Source organism: Mycolicibacillus trivialis (assembly GCF_002102395.1).
In the GTDB taxonomy this organism is placed as follows: domain Bacteria; phylum Actinomycetota; class Actinomycetes; order Mycobacteriales; family Mycobacteriaceae; genus Mycobacterium; species Mycobacterium triviale.
Window position 1 is genome coordinate 74,627 of sequence record NZ_LQPZ01000047.1, and the last position, 15,569, is coordinate 90,195.

A 15,569-nucleotide genomic window follows, 5' to 3' on the forward strand; every position below is an offset into this window, starting at 1 on the left:
GGGGAGAATCGGACACGCTATGGACCCGCATGTCTTCTCTCGCCGGACCTGGCTGCGGGGTGCGGCGACGCTCGGTGCCGCCACGGCGCTCGGCGGGACGGCCGGCTGCTCCCGCGACGACGACGCGTTGACGTTCTTCTTCGCGGCCAACCCGGAGGAGGCCGACGCCCGCAAGGTGGTCATCGACGCCTTCCGGCGCGCCCACCCCGACATCGCGGTGCGAACCGTGTTGTCGGGCCCCAACCCGATGCAACAGGTCTCGATCTTCTGCGCGGGCGGCGTGTGCCCGGACGTGCTGATGGCGTGGGAGTTCAGCTACGCCGGCCTCGCCGACCGCGGGGTTCTCGCCGACCTCAACGGTTTCCTGCAAACGGACCCGGATTTCGCTGCCGGCCTGAGCGACGACAGCATTGACACCCTCTACGAGACGTTCACCTTCGAGGGCGGTCAGTACGCGCTGCCGGAGCAGTGGTCCGGGAATTTCTTGTTCTACAACCCGGCGCTGTTCGAGGAGGCGGGTGTGCGACCGCCGCCGGCGCGTTGGGAGACTCCGTGGAGTTTCGATGAATTCCTCGATGCGGCAAAGGCGTTGACTAAGCGGGACCGGTCCGGGCGGGTCACCCGGTGGGGCTTCGTCGACACCTGGGTGGCGGCCTACTCCGCGGCTCTGTTCGGAATGAACAACGGCACCCCGTGGTCGGTGCCGCGGATGAACCCATCGCACCTCAATTTCGACGACGACGCCTTCCTGGCCGGGGTGCAGTTCTACGCGGACCTGTCGAACCGCCACGGTGTCGCACCCGCGGCCTCCGATGTGCAATCGATGTCGACGATGGACCTGTTCTCCGGCGGGCGTGCCGCGATGGCCATGGGCGGGCACTGGCGCTACCAGACCTTCGCCCGAGCCGAGGACCTGCACTTCGATGTCACGGTGTTGCCCACCGGTCCGGCGGCCCGCCGCGCGGGCTCCAACATCGGCACCACCGGATTGGCGATCGCCGCGGACAGTCCCCGCAAACAGCAGGCCTGGGAGTTCGTGAAGTTCGTCGCCGGCCCGGCCGGGCAGGCCCACATCGCCGAGTCCGGGCTCTTCGTGCCGGTGCTGCGCTCGGCGATCGACTCCGCCGGATTCGCCGGCGCCCACGCCGACATCGCCAACCTCGCCGTGCTCACCGGCGGGCCCGCCCACTCCGCCGGGATGCCGATCGCCCCGGCGTGGGAGAAGGTCAACGCACTGATGAACCGCGCCTTCGGGCCGGTGCTGCGCGGTGCTCGGCCGGCATCGAGCCTCAAAGCCCTCACCGGACCGGTCGATGAGGTGTTGGTCCGGCGATGAGTGGGCGGTTACGGCAACGTGCGCGGGCGGGGCGCCTGTTCATCGTCCCCAACCTGGCCGCCGTCGTGGTGTTCCTGGTGTTCCCGCTGGGGTTCTCGCTCTACATGAGCGTGCAGCGCTGGGACCTGTTCACCGCCCCGGAGTTCGTCGGGCCGGACAACTTCCGGGCGTTGTTGAGTGCCGATCCGCTGTTCGTCATCGCCGTCGTGAACACCGTGGTGTTCACCCTCGGGACGGTGGTGCCGACCGTGCTGATCGGGCTGGCGGTGGCCGCGGCGTTGAACCGCCGGATCGCGGGTATCGGCTTCTTCCGCAGCGTGGTGTTCATGCCGTTGGCCGTCTCGGCGGTGGTGATGGCCGTGGTGTGGCAGTTCGTGTTCAACACCGACAACGGGTTGCTCAACATCCTGCTGGGTCTGATCGGCGTCGACCCGGTCCCGTGGTTGCAGGAACCGCACTGGGCGATGGTCGCGCTGTGCGTGATCAGCGTGTGGAAGAGCGTGCCGTTGGCGACGGTCATCCTGCTCGCCGCCATGCAGGGGGTCCCGGAAAGTCTGTACGAGGCAGCCCGACTGGACGGGGCGGGCGAGATCCGCCGCCTGGTCTCGATCACCGTGCCGATGATCCGGGGCGCGGTCTGGTTCGTCGTCGTCATCTCGGTGATCGGGGCGTTTCAGGCGTTCGATCAGGTGTACGTCCTCACCGGTGGCAGCGGCGGCCCGGAGACCGGGACCTACGTGTTGGGGATCATGCTGTTCCAGTACGCGTTCGCCTTTCTCGACTTCGGTTACGCCTCGGCGCTGGCGTGGGTGATGTTCGCGGTGTTGTTGGGATTGACGGTGCTGCAACTGAGGTTGGCGCGGCGCAACGCGGGGGAGCGGTGATGGTGGTGTCCCGGCGCGGGGCGACGGTGCGCGTCGCGCGCGGGATCGCGATGTACACGGTGCTCGCCGGGATCGCTGCCTGCGCGCTGCTTCCGGTGTTGTGGGGATTGTCGGGATCGCTGAAGACCGAAGCGGAGGTCACCGAGCCGACCCTGTTGCCGGCGACCCCGCAATGGTCGAATTATCGTGACGTCTTCGCGCTGATGCCGTTCTGGCGGATGCTGTTCAATACGGTGCTCTACGCCGGAGCCGTGACCGTCGGACAGGTGTTCTTCTGTTCGCTGGCCGGATATGCGTTCGCCCGCCTGCATTTCCGGGGACGCGACACGCTTTTCGTGCTGTACCTGGGCACGTTGATGGTGCCGCTGACGGTCACCGTCATCCCGCAGTTCATCCTGATGCGGGCGTTCGGTTGGACCGACACCATGTGGGCGATGATTGTCCCGGGCCTGTTCGGCAGTGCATTCGGCACTTACCTGATGCGTCAGTTCTTCATCACGCTGCCCACTGATCTGGAGGAGGCCGCGGTGCTCGACGGCTGCTCACCGTGGCAGATCTACTGGCGGGTGCTGTTGCCGCACGCACGGCCGGCGGTGATGGTTCTGGCGGTGCTCACCTGGGTCAACGTGTGGAACGACTTCCTGTGGCCGCTGCTGATGATCCAACGTGACTCGATCGCCACCCTTACCCTGGGTCTGGTGTGGATGCAGGGTCAATACGTGGCACGGTGGCCGGTGCTGATGGCCGCCTCGATGCTGATCCTGGCGCCGCTGGTGGCCCTCTACGCCGTCGCGCAGCGCACCTTCGTGCGCGGCATCGCCACCACCGGTCTGGGCGGCCAGTGACGACTGCGTCGAGAGGATCGGCGGCGGTGCGCTTCGACCGCGTCACCCGCCGCTACGGCGACGGGGACCGGCCCGCCCTCGACGGCCTGGACCTCACCGTCGACGACGGTGAATTCATGGTGTTGGTCGGTCCGTCCGGATGCGGCAAGACCACGTCGCTGCGAATGGTGGCGGGCCTGGAACCGGTGGACTCCGGCCGGATTCTCATCGGCGGGCGCGACGTCACCGACGTCGACCCGAAAGACCGCGATGTGGCGATGGTCTTCCAGAATTACGCGCTGTACCCGCACATGAGCGTCGCGCAGAACATGGGGTTCGCACTCAAGATCGCCCGGACGCCCAAGGCGGAGATGAACGAGCGGGTGGCGGAGGCCGCCCGGTTGCTGGACCTGGAGGCCTTGCTGGACCGCAAACCGAAGGAACTCTCCGGTGGCCAGCGCCAGCGCGTCGCGATGGGGCGGGCGATCGTGCGCCACCCCAAGGTCTTCCTGATGGACGAGCCGCTGTCCAACCTCGACGCGAAGCTGCGCGTTCAGACCCGCAACCAGATCGCAGCGCTGCAACGGCGGCTGGGCACCACCACCGTCTACGTCACCCACGATCAGGTGGAGGCGATGACGATGGGGGACCGGGTCGCGGTTCTCGCTGACGGGGTGCTGCAGCAATGCGCCGCCCCGCGCGATCTCTATCGCACGCCCGCGAACGCGTTCGTTGCCGGCTTCGTCGGATCACCGCCGATGAATCTGTTCCACACCGATGTGTCGGACGGAGCGGTTCGATTGGGGGGCTGGGCGATTCCGGTGCCGCGCACGGTCGCGGATGCCGCGGACCGGGTCGTACTCGGGATCCGCCCGGAACACTGCGAGATCGCCGACAGCGGAATCGAAATCATCGTCGACGTCGTCGAGGAACTCGGTGCCGACGCCTACCTGTACGGTCGGATCGCCGGGCCGGCGATGGGGGAGCCGGTGGTGGTCCGCATCGCCGGGAGCCGCCCGCCTGCTCGAGGCGAACGGCTCCGGCTGCGGGTGTCGGCCGACCGGCTGCACTTCTTCGGCGCCGACGGCCGACGGCTCATCTGACCCTTGCGATCAGGCGGGGCGGGCAACCGCGCACCGCCTGGACATCGGCGCGTGGCCAACCCAGCAGTTGCGACGGCACTGGTGCGACGGCACTGGACACCGAACTGCGATGGTTCGTCTCCTTTCCTACGCGCCGTGGCTGTGCGGGTGCTGAACGTCGTTCTGCGCGACGCACGGTCCGTTGAACACTGTGAAACCGGCCGTCCCGGTGGCTTCGGGTCATATTGTTGAGCCATGAGCGCGGTTCAGTCGCTGCGGGCCGATTTGGTCTGTCAAGGCGGCGGGGTGCGCGGTGTCGGCCTGGTCGGCGCGGTGCACGCGTTGGCCGAAGCCGGCTACCGCTTCCCCCGGGTGGCCGGCTCCAGTGCGGGCGCGGTGGTCGCCGCTCTGGTTGCGGCGCTACAGAAGTCCGGCGAGCCGGTGACCCGGCTGACCGAGATCATGCGCGGCATCGATTTCAGCAGGTTTGCCGATCCGAGCGTGATCGGTCGGTTGCCGCTCATCGGCGGCGTTGTGTCGTTGCTGACCTCGGAGGGGCTGTACCAGGGGGCTTATCTGGAACGGTTGCTCACCGGGTTGCTCGCCGACCTCGGGGTACACACGTTCGCGGACCTGCGGACCGGGGAGAGCCCTGAGCAGTTCGCCTGGTCACTGGTGGTGACCGCCAGCGACCTGTCCCGGCGAAGGCTGGTGCGGATTCCGTGGGATCTGCAGACCTACGGTCTCGATCCCGACGCTTTCCCGGTGGCGCGTGCGGTCCGGGCGTCGTCGGCCATTCCCTACGTCTTCCGGCCGGTCCGGGTGCAGGGCGCCACCTGGGTCGACGGCGGCCTGCTGTCGAACTTCCCGGTGCAATTGTTCGACCGCGCCGAGCCGCGGTGGCCGACCTTCGGGATCCGGCTCTCGGCCCGGCCGTGCCAGCCGCCGACCACCCACCCGGTACGCGGTCCGGTCTCGTTGGGGCTGGCGGCGATCGAGACGCTGGTGGGCAACCAGGACGCCGCGTACATCGATGATCCGTGCACAGTGCGCCGAACGGTCTTCGTGCCGACTCAGGAGATCAGCCCGATCGCCTTCGACCTCACTTCGGCGCAACGCGAGGAGCTCTACACCAGCGGGGTGGCCGCCGGCCAGCGGTTCGTGGCGGCCTGGGACTACGCCGAATACCTCGCGGTCTGTCGACCACCGAGACCTGGCCGTGATCACAGCAATACCAGTTCTTAACGAAGCTTTATCGGTTACACCCGGGCACCTTAACTTGGGCCCCTAGCTTGGGTGTCAGGTCGAGGTGACCGCCTCGAACCGGTCAAGTGAGTAACCAGTGAGGTGGGGAGGCCAGCATGACTTCCGCGAGTGCACACCAGGCTCGGAGATTCGCCCACAGGTACGGCAACCCGGTCACCGAGTACGACGGTGCCGAACTGCGCGTGCAGTGCCGTCAACTCGCCACGGTGGTGACGATCAGCGGTCGCATCGACGAAAAGAACATCGAGCGGGTTCGCCAATACGCGAAGCGTTATGTCTTGGCGGAAAAGCCATTTGTTCTCGACCTGAACGAGGTCACCTTTTTCACATCACAGGGTATGTCGCTCCTGCATTGCGTCGACGAAACATGCTCCACTGTGGGAGTGGAATGGTGTCTGATCCCGAGCCAGTCGGTGCGGGGGATGCTGCGGGCGTTCGACGGTGAATCGGCGTTTCCCACAGCGGATTCGACCCCGGACGCATTGAACCGGTTCCTTGAGACCATTCACGAACGTCGTCGTCTGCTGCCCCTGCTGACCAAGATCGCATAACAAAGGAAGAATGAACAATGTTGATCGACATTCGGTGGCTGAGGTTCCTGCTGAATCACTGGCGGAACCCCGCCCACACCGAATCCGCCGTCACCCCGGTGGCGCACACCCCGGTGCGTGCGGCCGCCTGAGCGGCGCACCCCACTAGCTTCTCTCGCGCCTCCGCGCGGTGCTCGCACCGCCGGTTGGCCGCGGAAACACCCGTCCGGTTCGTCCGGGCGGGTGTTTTTTGTGGCCCGGGCGAGGCGCCTGCCATGGCGCCGGCGCCGGAAGCGGCAGCTGCAGCAATCCTTGGTTGCCGGTTGAACAGTGCGATATAGTTCGCATCCGAGTCTGAACCATGCGATAAACGCCGTGGATGCGATCTGCGGCGGCCTGCTTCGGGCCCGCGGACCGCCTACCAGCAGCCCCAGTCCGCGTCGATGATGCCGCGCTGTGTATGCGGTGGCGCGTGTTCGGTGGGCTTCGGTGAGAGGAGCCCTGTACCCGATGTGGACACGATTCTGCTCGGACCTTCGGCGGCAGCGGTGACCGCGCCGGTCTGGATGGCCAGCCCGCCGGAGGTGTGGTCGACGCTGCTGTCCAGCGGTCCGGGGCCGGCAGCACTGCAGGTGGCAGCGGCTCAGTGGCAGGCGCTCAGCGTCCAGTACACCGAGGTCGCCCAGGAACTCACGGCGCTGGTGAGCGGGGTTGAGGCGGGGAGTTGGCAGGGGGACAGCGCAGCGCGGTATGCCGCTGCGCACCTGCCGTTCCTGGCCTGGCTGGCGCAGGCCGGTGCTCACAGCGCCGCCGCGGCCGCCCAACACGAGGCGGCGGCCGTGGCCTACACCGGCGCATTGGCGGCCATGCCCACGATGCCGGAACTGGTCGCAAACCACACCCTGCACGCGACGTTGATCGCCACCAACTTCTTCGGCATCAACACCATCCCGATCGCCGTCAACGAGGCCGATTATCTGCGGATGTGGGTTCAGGCGGCGCTGACCATGACCGGCTACCAGACCGCGAGCACCGCAGCGGTCGCCGCGACGCCGAAGACCGCGCCGGCTCCGATGATCATGAAGTCCGACATGCCGGATATGGCGGGCGAGAATGGCGGCGCAATGTCCGGCGGCGACAGCAACGGTGGAAAACCACCGATGTGGTGGATGATGGGTGACCACATCCCACAAACTCCCGAAGATTGGTACCACGCGCTTTTCCCGCCGCAATTCAACCCATTCGATCCGAACTCGTTCGGGATGATGTACCCCAGCCTGGAAAAATTTCTCCCGCGGATCGGGGAGATGTTCACCGCGTATTCGGGGGACCCGGCGCAACTCGTGCAGGCGATGTTCTTCCTCGGCGCACAATTCATCGTGCACCGCACCCTGTTCTTGACGTGGATCGTGCTGAACAACCCCGCCATGTTGGGGACGTTCATCTCCGCCAACCCGATCTATTCGGTGGGCTTGGCGGCCGGCGCCGTGGCACCGGTGGCCGCCGCACCCGCGGCGGCGGGTGGATTCGCCGGCCTGGCCGGACTGGCGGGTATCCCGCAGCCGCCGGCCCCGGCGGTGGCGCCGGTGGCCCCGATGCCCCCGCCGCCGGCCACGCCGCCGGTCCCGGCCGGCCTGCACGCACCGGTGACACCGCCCGCACCCGCTACGGCGCCCGCCCCGCCGCCCGGCGCGCCGGCCGCACCGCCGCCCGCCGCGGGGTCGCCGCCGGCCCCGGTACTCGGGCCCGAGGGGGCGATGAGCGCCCAGAACGCGATCTACCCGCACCTGGCGACCGCGGTCACTGCGCGGTCGGAGACAGCGGCCCGGCGCAAGAAACAGGTGCCGCACGACGATACGGCTGATACACCTGCGCCCGCCGTCGAACCGGCGCGCGAGGCCGAGAAAGTGCGTCGACAGCGCCGGAAGAAGATGAGCATGCTCGGTCGCGGCTACGAATACATGGACCTCGAGCCGGAAGCCGACTCCGCCACCGCTGCCTCGCAGCACGGAGCCGGGCCGATCGGGTTCGCCGGAACCGCGGCGACCGACGTGGCGCCTCAGGCCAGCGGATTGGCGACGCTGGCCGTCGATTCGTTCCGGGACAGTCCCGAGACGCCGATGATGCCGGGCACCTGGCACCCCGGCGCACCGGACGGCGGGGGCGCAGGATAACCGCTCAGGGCGCCTCGCCGGCCGGCTTGGCGTGCTGCTGCCGCAACTTGCCCTTGACCAGCTTCCCGGTCGGCGTGCGCGGCAGGCTGTCAACGAAATCCACTGTCCGAGGGGCCTTGTAGTGTGCGAGCCGATCACGGACGTAAGCGATGATCTCCTCGGCGAGGCCGGCGTCGCCGTCGATGCCGTCGCGCAACTGCACCACGGCCTTGACCTGCTCACCCATCTCCGGATCCGGCACGCCGATCACCGCCACATCGTGGATCGCCGGATGTAACGCGAGAACGTTCTCGATCTCCTGCGGATAGATGTTGACTCCGCCGGAGATGATCATGAACGACTTGCGATCGGTGAGGAACAGGTAGCCGTCGTCGTCCAGATAGCCCAAATCGCCGACAGTGGTCCAGTTTTCGTGATCCGGGTGTTGTGCTCCTCGCGTCTTGTCCGGTGCGTTGTGGTAAGAGAACGGCACGGTTTCCCGTTCGAAGTAGACGGTGCCGACCTCACCGGTGGGCAGTTCGCGGCCGTCGTCGTCGCAGACGTGAGCGACGCCGAGGACCGGCTTGCCGACCGACCCGCGTTTGGTCGTCCACTCCGCGGAGGTCATCATCGTCATGCCGTGGGCTTCGGTGGCGCTGTAGTACTCGACCAGGATCGGCCCCCACCAGTCGATCATCGCGTCCTTGACCTCGGGCGGGCACGGCGCCGCCGCGTGCAGCGCCAGTTTCAGCGAGGACAGGTCATAGCGCGCCCGCACCTCGTCGGGCAACTGCAGCAACCGGACGAACATCGTCGGGACCACCTGGGTCATCGTCACCCGGTAGGTCTCGATCGCAGCCAGCATCGCCTCGGCATCGAAACGCTCCATCAAGATCACGGTGCCGCCCAGAGCCTGGACGCCGCTGCAGTATTTCAGCGGAGCGGCGTGATAGATCGGTGCCGGCGACAGGTAGACGGTGTCGGGGCCCACCGAGAACAGTGCGCCGAGCAACGCGATGAGCGGCTCGCCCGGCTCGTCGACCTGGATCGGTAGCAGGGGCGGCTTGATGCCCTTGGGGCGTCCGGTGGTTCCCGAGGAGTACAGCATGTCGGCGCCGCGGGGTTGATCGGTCAAGGCGGGCGCCTGCGTGTCGAGCAACTCCCGGTAAGACGAATAGCCCGCCAACGGGGCTTCGAACGAATAGCGGCGCACCGAATCGGGGATCTCGGCGATGATCTCACCGGCGAGGTCGCCCAGCCGCCCGGAGGCGAACAACACCTGCGCTCCGCTGTCGGTGACGATGTAGCCGGCTTCGGCGGCGGTGAGGTGGTGGTTGATCGCGGTCAGATACAGCCCGGAACGGATCGCCGCCCAATAGATGACGAATGCCTCGGCGGTGTTGTCCGAGAGCATCGCGACGACATCTCCACGGCGCAGTCCCAGCTCGTGGATGGCCGCGGCCAGGCGGGCGGACCTGTCATCGAGGTCGCCGTAGGTCAGCACAGCGCCGTCGGCTGCCATGATCACCGCAGGTCGATCCGGGTTTTCCGCTGCGTGATTGCCGGGAAACATGGCCCTCCTGTGGTGATGGCCGACCGCTGCCGCTCGTCGGCATCGGCTACCGGTAGGTAGGCTAACCTAATGCTGCGCGTGCGTGGGGTGACCCGGATTTTCCGCTCCCGCAGCGACTCCGTGCCGGCCCTGCGGGGCGTCGATCTCGAGGTGGAAGACGGGAGTCTGACCGCCGTCCTGGGCCCGTCGGGATGTGGGAAGACGACGCTGTTGCGGGTCATGGCCGGCTTCGACCGTCCCGACGCCGGCGAGGTCTGGCTGGACGGCCGGATGGTCGCGGGTCCGGGGGTGTTCGTGACGCCGGAACGGCGCAGCATCGGCATCGTCGCCCAGGAAGGCGCCCTGTTTCCCCACCTCACCGTCGGGGGGAACATCGCCTACGGGCTGCCGTCGCCGCCACGCGAGCGGTTCTCGTCGGGTTCCCGGACGCGACGCCGGGAACGCGTGGAACAGATGCTGGAGCTGGTCGGCCTACCCGGGATGGGGGAGCGGCGTCCCGATGAACTCTCCGGCGGCCAGCAGCAGCGGGTCGCGCTGGCGCGAGCGCTGGCGCCGGCGCCCTCGGTGTTGTTGCTCGACGAGCCGTTTTCCGCGCTGGACGCCGCCCTGCGAGTGGACCTGCGCGAAGAGGTGCGAGACCTGTTGCGCTCCATCGGCGCCACCGCGGTGTTGGTCACCCACGACCAAGCCGAGGCGCTGTCGCTGGCCGACCGGGTCGCGATGATGCGCGACGGAGAAGTCGTCCAGTTCGGCAGCCCGTCGGCGGTCTACGCCCGGCCGGTCGACCCGGAAGCGGCCGCCTTTCTCGGAGAAGCGGTGCAGATCCCGTGCCGGGTGGGCGCCCCCGTGCCCGGAACCGAGCTGGTGGAGGTGCAGTGCGCGCTGGGGGCCGTACGGGTTGCAGCGACCGCGGTCTACCCGGGCGCCGACGATACGGAGGGGTCGGCCCGCCTGGTACTACGTCCCGAACAGTTGGTGCTGTCCGAGGACGGGGTCCCGGCCGTGGTGGCCGCGACGAGCTACTTCGGTCACGAGGGGCTGGTTCACCTGGACCTCGCCGACGGGACCCGCCTGCTGGTCCGCACCGACGGACGCCGGGTGCCGTCGGTCGCTGCCGAGGTACGGGTGCGGGTCTCCGCTGAGCCGGAACCGGTGTCGGGTGTCCCCGCGTGATCCCGGCGCTGCGCCCGACCGCGCATTGCGGTGGATTGGTTAGCCTGGCGATGCCCGGCGTGCCATGGACTACGAGCAGAAACGGACGAGGAGATCATGAACAGGCCTGTGCTGACAAGGATTCTCGCTGCCGTCGCGGCAACGGTTCTCACCGTCGGGCTGACGTCATGCTCGTCTGGTGACGGCACCTCCGACGACACGGCCCGGCTGACCGTCTACTCCGGTCAGCACGAGGAGTTGGCCAACGCGCTGGCCGAACGCTTCGAAGCCGAGACGGGGATCGGCGTCGACATCCGCGCGGGCAAGGACGCCGAGATGGTCGGACAGATCATCGAGGAGGGGCAACGCTCCAACGCCGATGTCGTGTTGACCGAGGAGCCCGGCCCGATCGGTGACCTGGACGCCCGGGGCCTGCTCGCTGCCGTGCCCACCGAGGTGCTGGCCGTACCGGACCAGCGGTTCGTCCCGTCCACCGGAAACTGGTTGCCGTGGGCGGCCCGCTCCCGGGTGTTCTTCTACAACCCGGACCTGATCGCCGAAGACGAATTGCCCAAGAGCATCCTGGATCTCGCCGACCCGCAGTGGAAGGGACGATTCGCCTACGCGCCGTCGGGTGCGTTCAAATCCACCACCGCCTACCTGATCAACACCATCGGCGCCGACGCCACCCTGGACTGGCTGAAAGCGGTGAAGGACAACGGGATCAACGAGCAGAAGAACGGCAAGGTGCGTGACAGTGTCGAGGCCGGTCAGCATGCGTTCGGGCTGAGCAACCACTACTACTGGTACATCCTGGCGCGGGACCGCGGCGGAGAGCAGAACCTGACCTCCCGGGTGTTCTTCCTCAACAGCGACGACGCCGGCGCGTTGATGCTCGCCTCCGGCGCCGGCGTCGTGGCCTCGAGCCGACACCAGGAGCAGGCCCAGCAGTTCCTGCGGTGGTTGGCCTCACCGGATGGCGGACAGCAGGTCGTCGCCCAGCGCAGCCCGCAGTTCCCCCTCACCCCGGGAGTAAGCAGTGACTACGGGCTGCCGTCGATCGATGACCTGACGTTCCCGCAGTTCGATCAGGCCTCCCTGGAGAACGTCGATGAGGCCAACGCCTTGTTGATGCAGAGCGGAATCATCTGATCGCCGCAACCCCGAACCGGGCCGGCGCCGTGCAGATGAATGATCCGGTGCCGAGCGCCGCCGGGTTCGACGTCGCGGTGCCGCGGCGGGGCCGGCCGGGACACGCTCCGGTCACGTTGGCCGTGCTGGGGTTGCTGATCGCGGCCGCGGCGGTCTCACCGGCCGCCTACCTGCTGTTGCGTGCCGGATTCAGCATTCCGCTGCTGCGTAGCCAACTGGCGGCGCCCACCACTGTGCCGCTGATCGTGAACACGCTGTGGTTGTTGGTGCTCGTGTGTGGATTCACCGCGGTTCTGGGTGTCGGGTTGGCGGTGCTCATCGCGCGCACGACGCTGCCGTTGCCGCGGATGTGGACCGTGGTGTTCACGCTGCCGTTGGGGGTGCCGACCTTCGTGGGATCGTATGCCTGGGTGGCGTTCTTCTACGAATACTTTCCGCGATCGGAGCTCATCTTCGGGCTGCGCGGGGCCGCGGCGGTGTTGACGCTGACCCTGTTCCCGTACGTCTTCTTGCCGGTGCTCACCGCGTTGCGCCGGCTGGACCCGGCGCAGGAAGAGGCTGCGCGGGCGCTCGGGCGCGGCCCGGTGGCCGCATTCGTTCGCGTCACGCTGCCGCAGTTGCGCCCGGCGATAGCGACCGGACTGCTGATCATCGGCTTGCACGTCCTGGCCGAGTTCGGAGCGGTGGAGATGCTCAACTACTCGACCCTCACCACCGCGATCGTGCAGCGGGCCACCGTGTTGGGCATGCCCGAGTCCGCACGTGCGCTGGCCGTGGTGCTGGCCGGCGGCGCGATCGTTCTGCTTCTGCTCGACCGGCTGCTACGCGGCCGTCGGTATCCGCTGCGCAGCGGACGGGGCGCGGCCCGCCCGCCGCTGCGTTGGCGGCTGGGCCCGAGCACACCGCTGGTCGTCGCCGGCTGCTCGACGGTAGCCGTTGCCGCCCTGGCGATTCCGCTGTGGGTCACGGCAGGCGGGTTGGTCCGGCGGGCCGGCGGCGCTGGGGGAGCGCCGGACTGGGCGGGGCTGGCCGCGGCGACCGCGAACACCGCGCGGTGGGCGGGCGCGGCAGCGCTGGTGGCGACGGCGGTAGCGCTGCCGGTCACCGTGCTCGCGGTGCGCTATCCGGGACGGCTGTCGTCGGCCATCGAACGAGCGACCTGGATCGCTCATGCGCTGCCCGGTGTGATCATGGCGCTGGCGCTGGTCTACCTCGCGGTGCGCTGGGCCTATCCGCTCTACCAAACCAGCGTATTGCTGGTCGCCGGTTATGTGGTGATGTTCCTGCCGCTGGCGATCGGCTCGCAGCAGGTGGGGATCGCCCAGGCGTCGCCGCAACTCGAAGAGATGTCGCGATCACTGGGGAAGGGGCCGGTGCGGACCTTCACCCGGATCACCGCGCCGCTGGCCCTGCCCGCGATCGGTGTCGGCGCGCTCCTGGTCGGCCTGGATGGCGGAAAGGAACTGACGACGACGTTGCTGCTGCGCCCGACCGGTGAGCACTCGCTGGCCACCGCGTTGTGGTCGACTACCGAGGGCGAGGTGCTGGACTTCACCGCGGCGGCCCCGTACGGGTTGGTGTTGTTGGTCATCGGTGCCGTCCCCGCCGCGTTGCTGGCCCGGGCGACGCTGCGCCGATAGGTCGGCGCGGCCGAGATCTGCCCCGGTCGGGTGAGCCCGGCTAAAATCGTGGGCAGAGGGGAGCTCGCGAGGCGCCCGCATCGCCGAGGGGCGCCGGCGACGGCGGTTTCACCCCGCCGCCCCTGTCACGACGGCGCGTATGGAGCGTCTCGGTCACTCTCGGCGGCGACAGGAGGTCGAGATGAGCGACAACAACACCCCGGCCCGGAGGCATCCGCACGTTCCGCTGAAGGCCCGGCGGGTCAAATTCACCTTTCCCAGCGGCACCAAACGACAGCACTTCGTCGACGACGACCTGGTGATGAGTCATTTCGTCGCGGTCTTGTCGGCGGTCTTCCCAGAAGGGGAGGACTTCTTCATCCGTTCGGTGCGCAACTACAACGACCAGATCACCGACCCACGTCTGCAGCAGGAGGTCAAGGGCTTCATCGGTCAGGAGTCGTCGCACAAGGCGCAGCACCGCATGCTCAACGATCGGCTGCAGGCGATGGGCTACCCGACCGACAAGATCGACCGACACGTCAAACGACTGCTCGACCGCGTGGACCGGGTCTTCTCGCCGGAGATGCGGTTGGCGGCCACCTCGGCGTTGGAGCACTACACCGCGTCGTTCGCCGAGATCTTGCTCAACGACGACGAGTTGCTGTCGCTGCTGGACGGCTCCGATGTGCGGTCGATCCTGCTGTGGCATGCCTTTGAAGAGGCCGAGCACAAAGCGGTGGCGTTCGACGTCTACCGGGCGGTCGGCGGAAGCGAGCGCAACCGGGTCCGGGCCATGCGGATCGCCACCACGATTTTCGTGTTGGAGATGTTCCTCCAGACGGTCCGGTCGTTGGTGCGTGATCCGGCTTCCTACAACCCGATTCGTCTGCTGCGCAGCCTCAACGAGTTCCGCAAGTCACCGCTGTTCAGCCGGGAGGCGTTGCGCCGCTACGCGTCGTACACGACGAAGGGTTTCCACCCCGACGACTGGGACAGTGGTCCGACTCTGGAGCACTGGTCCAACCAGCTCCAGGACGCCAGCGGCAACCCGATGTACGCCACGAACTAGCGGGCTGCCGCCGGGTCGGGGTCAGGCGGACGCGTCGAGGATCTTGATCGCGAAGATCAGGGTATCACCGGGCGCGATGTCGGCACGCGGTTCACCGTTCGGGTAACCGTCGTCGGGCACCATCGCCACGGCGACCGACGAACCGACCGTCTGCCCGGCGATGGCCTTCTGGAAGCCCGGGACGACGCGGTCGAGTGGGAACTCCACCGGCTCGCCCCGTTCGTAGCTGCTGTCGAACACGTTGCCGTCACGGCCGTTGACCCCCATGTAGCAGACCGACACGGTCGCGGTGTCGGCCACGACGGGGCCGTCGCCGGGCTCCAGGGTCTCCACCTGGGTCTCGGTCACGCTGAACGGCGCCTCGACCGTGACCACCGGTGCCGCGGTGTCGGTGGAGCCGGTGACCGCGACGGAACCGGTCGCCCCGGAGAGGGTCCACTGCGGGGTGGCGTCGCCGACCGGTGCGGCGGTCGGGCACGATGCCGCCGCGGCCGGGGCCTGGGTGGTCGACGACGACACCGCGTCGCTGATCGACGGTGACGGCGATGCCGACGTGTCGCTGTCGGATCCGCACCCGGTGAGTGCAACGGCCAGCGAGGTGGTTCCGATGGCGAGCGTGATCAGGGAAGGCATCCGAGAAGTTTTCACGCCCGCCACGCTACAGCCATCATCTGGTGCTGGTGTTCCGCCCTGCCGGCGCCGGTCGGGGTCGCGCGGAGTGTCCGAACCGTCGGAGGTACCGGGCGGCAGAGCCACGGCGACCTTTATCCTTCACGGCGTGGCCGAAGCGTCCATCACCGCGTTGCGCGGGCGACTCGACGGGTTGACCACCCGCGACGCTGTCCGTTTAGCCTCGATCCACGGACGAATTGGCTGGTCGTCGGGTGTCGTGACGAGGAAAGTGCCCTCTGAGCTGCGATGATGAG

At 67.9% G+C, this 15,569-nt stretch carries 13 protein-coding genes; 11 read left to right on the forward strand and 2 right to left on the reverse strand.

Annotated elements, in window-relative coordinates; translation table 11 throughout:
- The first annotated feature begins 19 nt into the window (after positions 1 to 19).
- The 7 genes from AWC30_RS16425 (at position 20) to AWC30_RS16455 (ending at position 8,096) form a co-directional block, all read left to right on the forward strand.
- Positions 20 to 1,336: an ABC transporter substrate-binding protein gene (locus AWC30_RS16425; protein ID WP_085111306.1), complete on the forward strand. Its 1,317-nt coding sequence runs from the start codon at positions 20 to 22 to the stop codon at positions 1,334 to 1,336.
- Positions 1,333 to 2,220 (forward strand): carbohydrate ABC transporter permease, encoded by an 888-nt coding sequence (locus AWC30_RS16430; RefSeq protein WP_085111307.1) that lies wholly within the window; start codon positions 1,333 to 1,335, stop codon positions 2,218 to 2,220. The genes AWC30_RS16425 and AWC30_RS16430 overlap by 4 nt, the downstream gene beginning before the upstream one ends.
- On the forward strand, positions 2,220 to 3,065 hold the full coding sequence (locus tag AWC30_RS16435; protein WP_085111308.1) for a carbohydrate ABC transporter permease: 846 nt from the start codon (positions 2,220 to 2,222) through the stop codon (positions 3,063 to 3,065). Before AWC30_RS16430 ends, AWC30_RS16435 begins: the two co-directional genes overlap by 1 nt.
- A gap of 26 nt (positions 3,066 to 3,091) precedes the next feature.
- Positions 3,092 to 4,147, forward strand: a complete 1,056-nt coding sequence (locus AWC30_RS16440; RefSeq protein WP_372507283.1) for an ABC transporter ATP-binding protein — start codon at positions 3,092 to 3,094, stop codon at positions 4,145 to 4,147.
- A gap of 234 nt (positions 4,148 to 4,381) precedes the next feature.
- Complete coding sequence (locus AWC30_RS16445) at positions 4,382 to 5,371, forward strand: patatin-like phospholipase family protein (protein ID WP_085111310.1); 990 nt, start codon at positions 4,382 to 4,384, stop codon at positions 5,369 to 5,371.
- Positions 5,372 to 5,487: 116 nt separating this feature from the next.
- A complete protein-coding gene (locus tag AWC30_RS16450; protein ID WP_085111311.1) occupies positions 5,488 to 5,943 on the forward strand; it encodes an STAS domain-containing protein in 456 nt (151 codons plus the stop codon).
- Between the two features lie 527 nt (positions 5,944 to 6,470).
- Complete coding sequence (locus AWC30_RS16455; protein ID WP_085111333.1) at positions 6,471 to 8,096, forward strand: PPE family protein; 1,626 nt, start codon at positions 6,471 to 6,473, stop codon at positions 8,094 to 8,096.
- 4 nt (positions 8,097 to 8,100) lie between these two features.
- On the opposite strand, the gene AWC30_RS16460 is transcribed toward AWC30_RS16455, so the two are convergent.
- On the reverse strand, positions 8,101 to 9,648 hold the full coding sequence (locus AWC30_RS16460; RefSeq protein ID WP_085111312.1) for an acyl-CoA synthetase: 1,548 nt from the start codon (positions 9,646 to 9,648) through the stop codon (positions 8,101 to 8,103).
- A 69-nt stretch (positions 9,649 to 9,717) separates the two neighbouring features.
- Between AWC30_RS16460 and AWC30_RS16465 the strand changes: the two genes are divergently transcribed.
- From AWC30_RS16465 to AWC30_RS16480, 4 genes are all read left to right on the forward strand, one after another.
- Positions 9,718 to 10,821: an ABC transporter ATP-binding protein gene (locus AWC30_RS16465; protein WP_085111313.1), complete on the forward strand. Its 1,104-nt coding sequence runs from the start codon at positions 9,718 to 9,720 to the stop codon at positions 10,819 to 10,821.
- A gap of 96 nt (positions 10,822 to 10,917) precedes the next feature.
- On the forward strand, positions 10,918 to 11,952 hold the full coding sequence (locus tag AWC30_RS16470) for an extracellular solute-binding protein (protein ID WP_085111314.1): 1,035 nt from the start codon (positions 10,918 to 10,920) through the stop codon (positions 11,950 to 11,952).
- Positions 11,953 to 11,999: 47 nt separating this feature from the next.
- On the forward strand, positions 12,000 to 13,592 hold the full coding sequence (locus AWC30_RS16475; RefSeq protein WP_165756496.1) for an ABC transporter permease: 1,593 nt from the start codon (positions 12,000 to 12,002) through the stop codon (positions 13,590 to 13,592).
- A 181-nt stretch (positions 13,593 to 13,773) separates the two neighbouring features.
- Positions 13,774 to 14,643 carry a metal-dependent hydrolase gene (locus tag AWC30_RS16480; protein ID WP_085111316.1) on the forward strand — a complete coding sequence of 290 codons (870 nt, stop codon included), beginning with the start codon at positions 13,774 to 13,776 and terminating at the stop codon, positions 14,641 to 14,643.
- 21 nt (positions 14,644 to 14,664) lie between these two features.
- Here AWC30_RS16480 and AWC30_RS16485 read toward each other — a convergent pair whose 3' ends face one another.
- A complete protein-coding gene (locus AWC30_RS16485) occupies positions 14,665 to 15,276 on the reverse strand; it encodes an FKBP-type peptidyl-prolyl cis-trans isomerase (protein WP_085111317.1) in 612 nt (203 codons plus the stop codon).
- Positions 15,277 to 15,569 lie beyond the last annotated feature (293 nt).

Coding starts and splice junctions, on each gene's coding strand:
- AWC30_RS16425 (WP_085111306.1), top strand. CDS start 20: ATGGACCCGCATGTCTTCTCTCGCCGGACCTGGCTGCGGGGTGCGGCG.
- AWC30_RS16465 (WP_085111313.1), top strand. CDS start 9,718: ATGCTGCGCGTGCGTGGGGTGACCCGGATTTTCCGCTCCCGCAGCGAC.
- AWC30_RS16435 (WP_085111308.1), top strand. CDS start 2,220: ATGGTGGTGTCCCGGCGCGGGGCGACGGTGCGCGTCGCGCGCGGGATC.
- AWC30_RS16450 (WP_085111311.1), top strand. CDS start 5,488: ATGACTTCCGCGAGTGCACACCAGGCTCGGAGATTCGCCCACAGGTAC.
- AWC30_RS16470 (WP_085111314.1), top strand. CDS start 10,918: ATGAACAGGCCTGTGCTGACAAGGATTCTCGCTGCCGTCGCGGCAACG.
- AWC30_RS16430 (WP_085111307.1), top strand. CDS start 1,333: ATGAGTGGGCGGTTACGGCAACGTGCGCGGGCGGGGCGCCTGTTCATC.
- AWC30_RS16460 (WP_085111312.1), bottom strand. CDS start 9,648: ATGTTTCCCGGCAATCACGCAGCGGAAAACCCGGATCGACCTGCGGTG.
- AWC30_RS16445 (WP_085111310.1), top strand. CDS start 4,382: ATGAGCGCGGTTCAGTCGCTGCGGGCCGATTTGGTCTGTCAAGGCGGC.
- AWC30_RS16480 (WP_085111316.1), top strand. CDS start 13,774: ATGAGCGACAACAACACCCCGGCCCGGAGGCATCCGCACGTTCCGCTG.
- AWC30_RS16485 (WP_085111317.1), bottom strand. CDS start 15,276: ATGCCTTCCCTGATCACGCTCGCCATCGGAACCACCTCGCTGGCCGTT.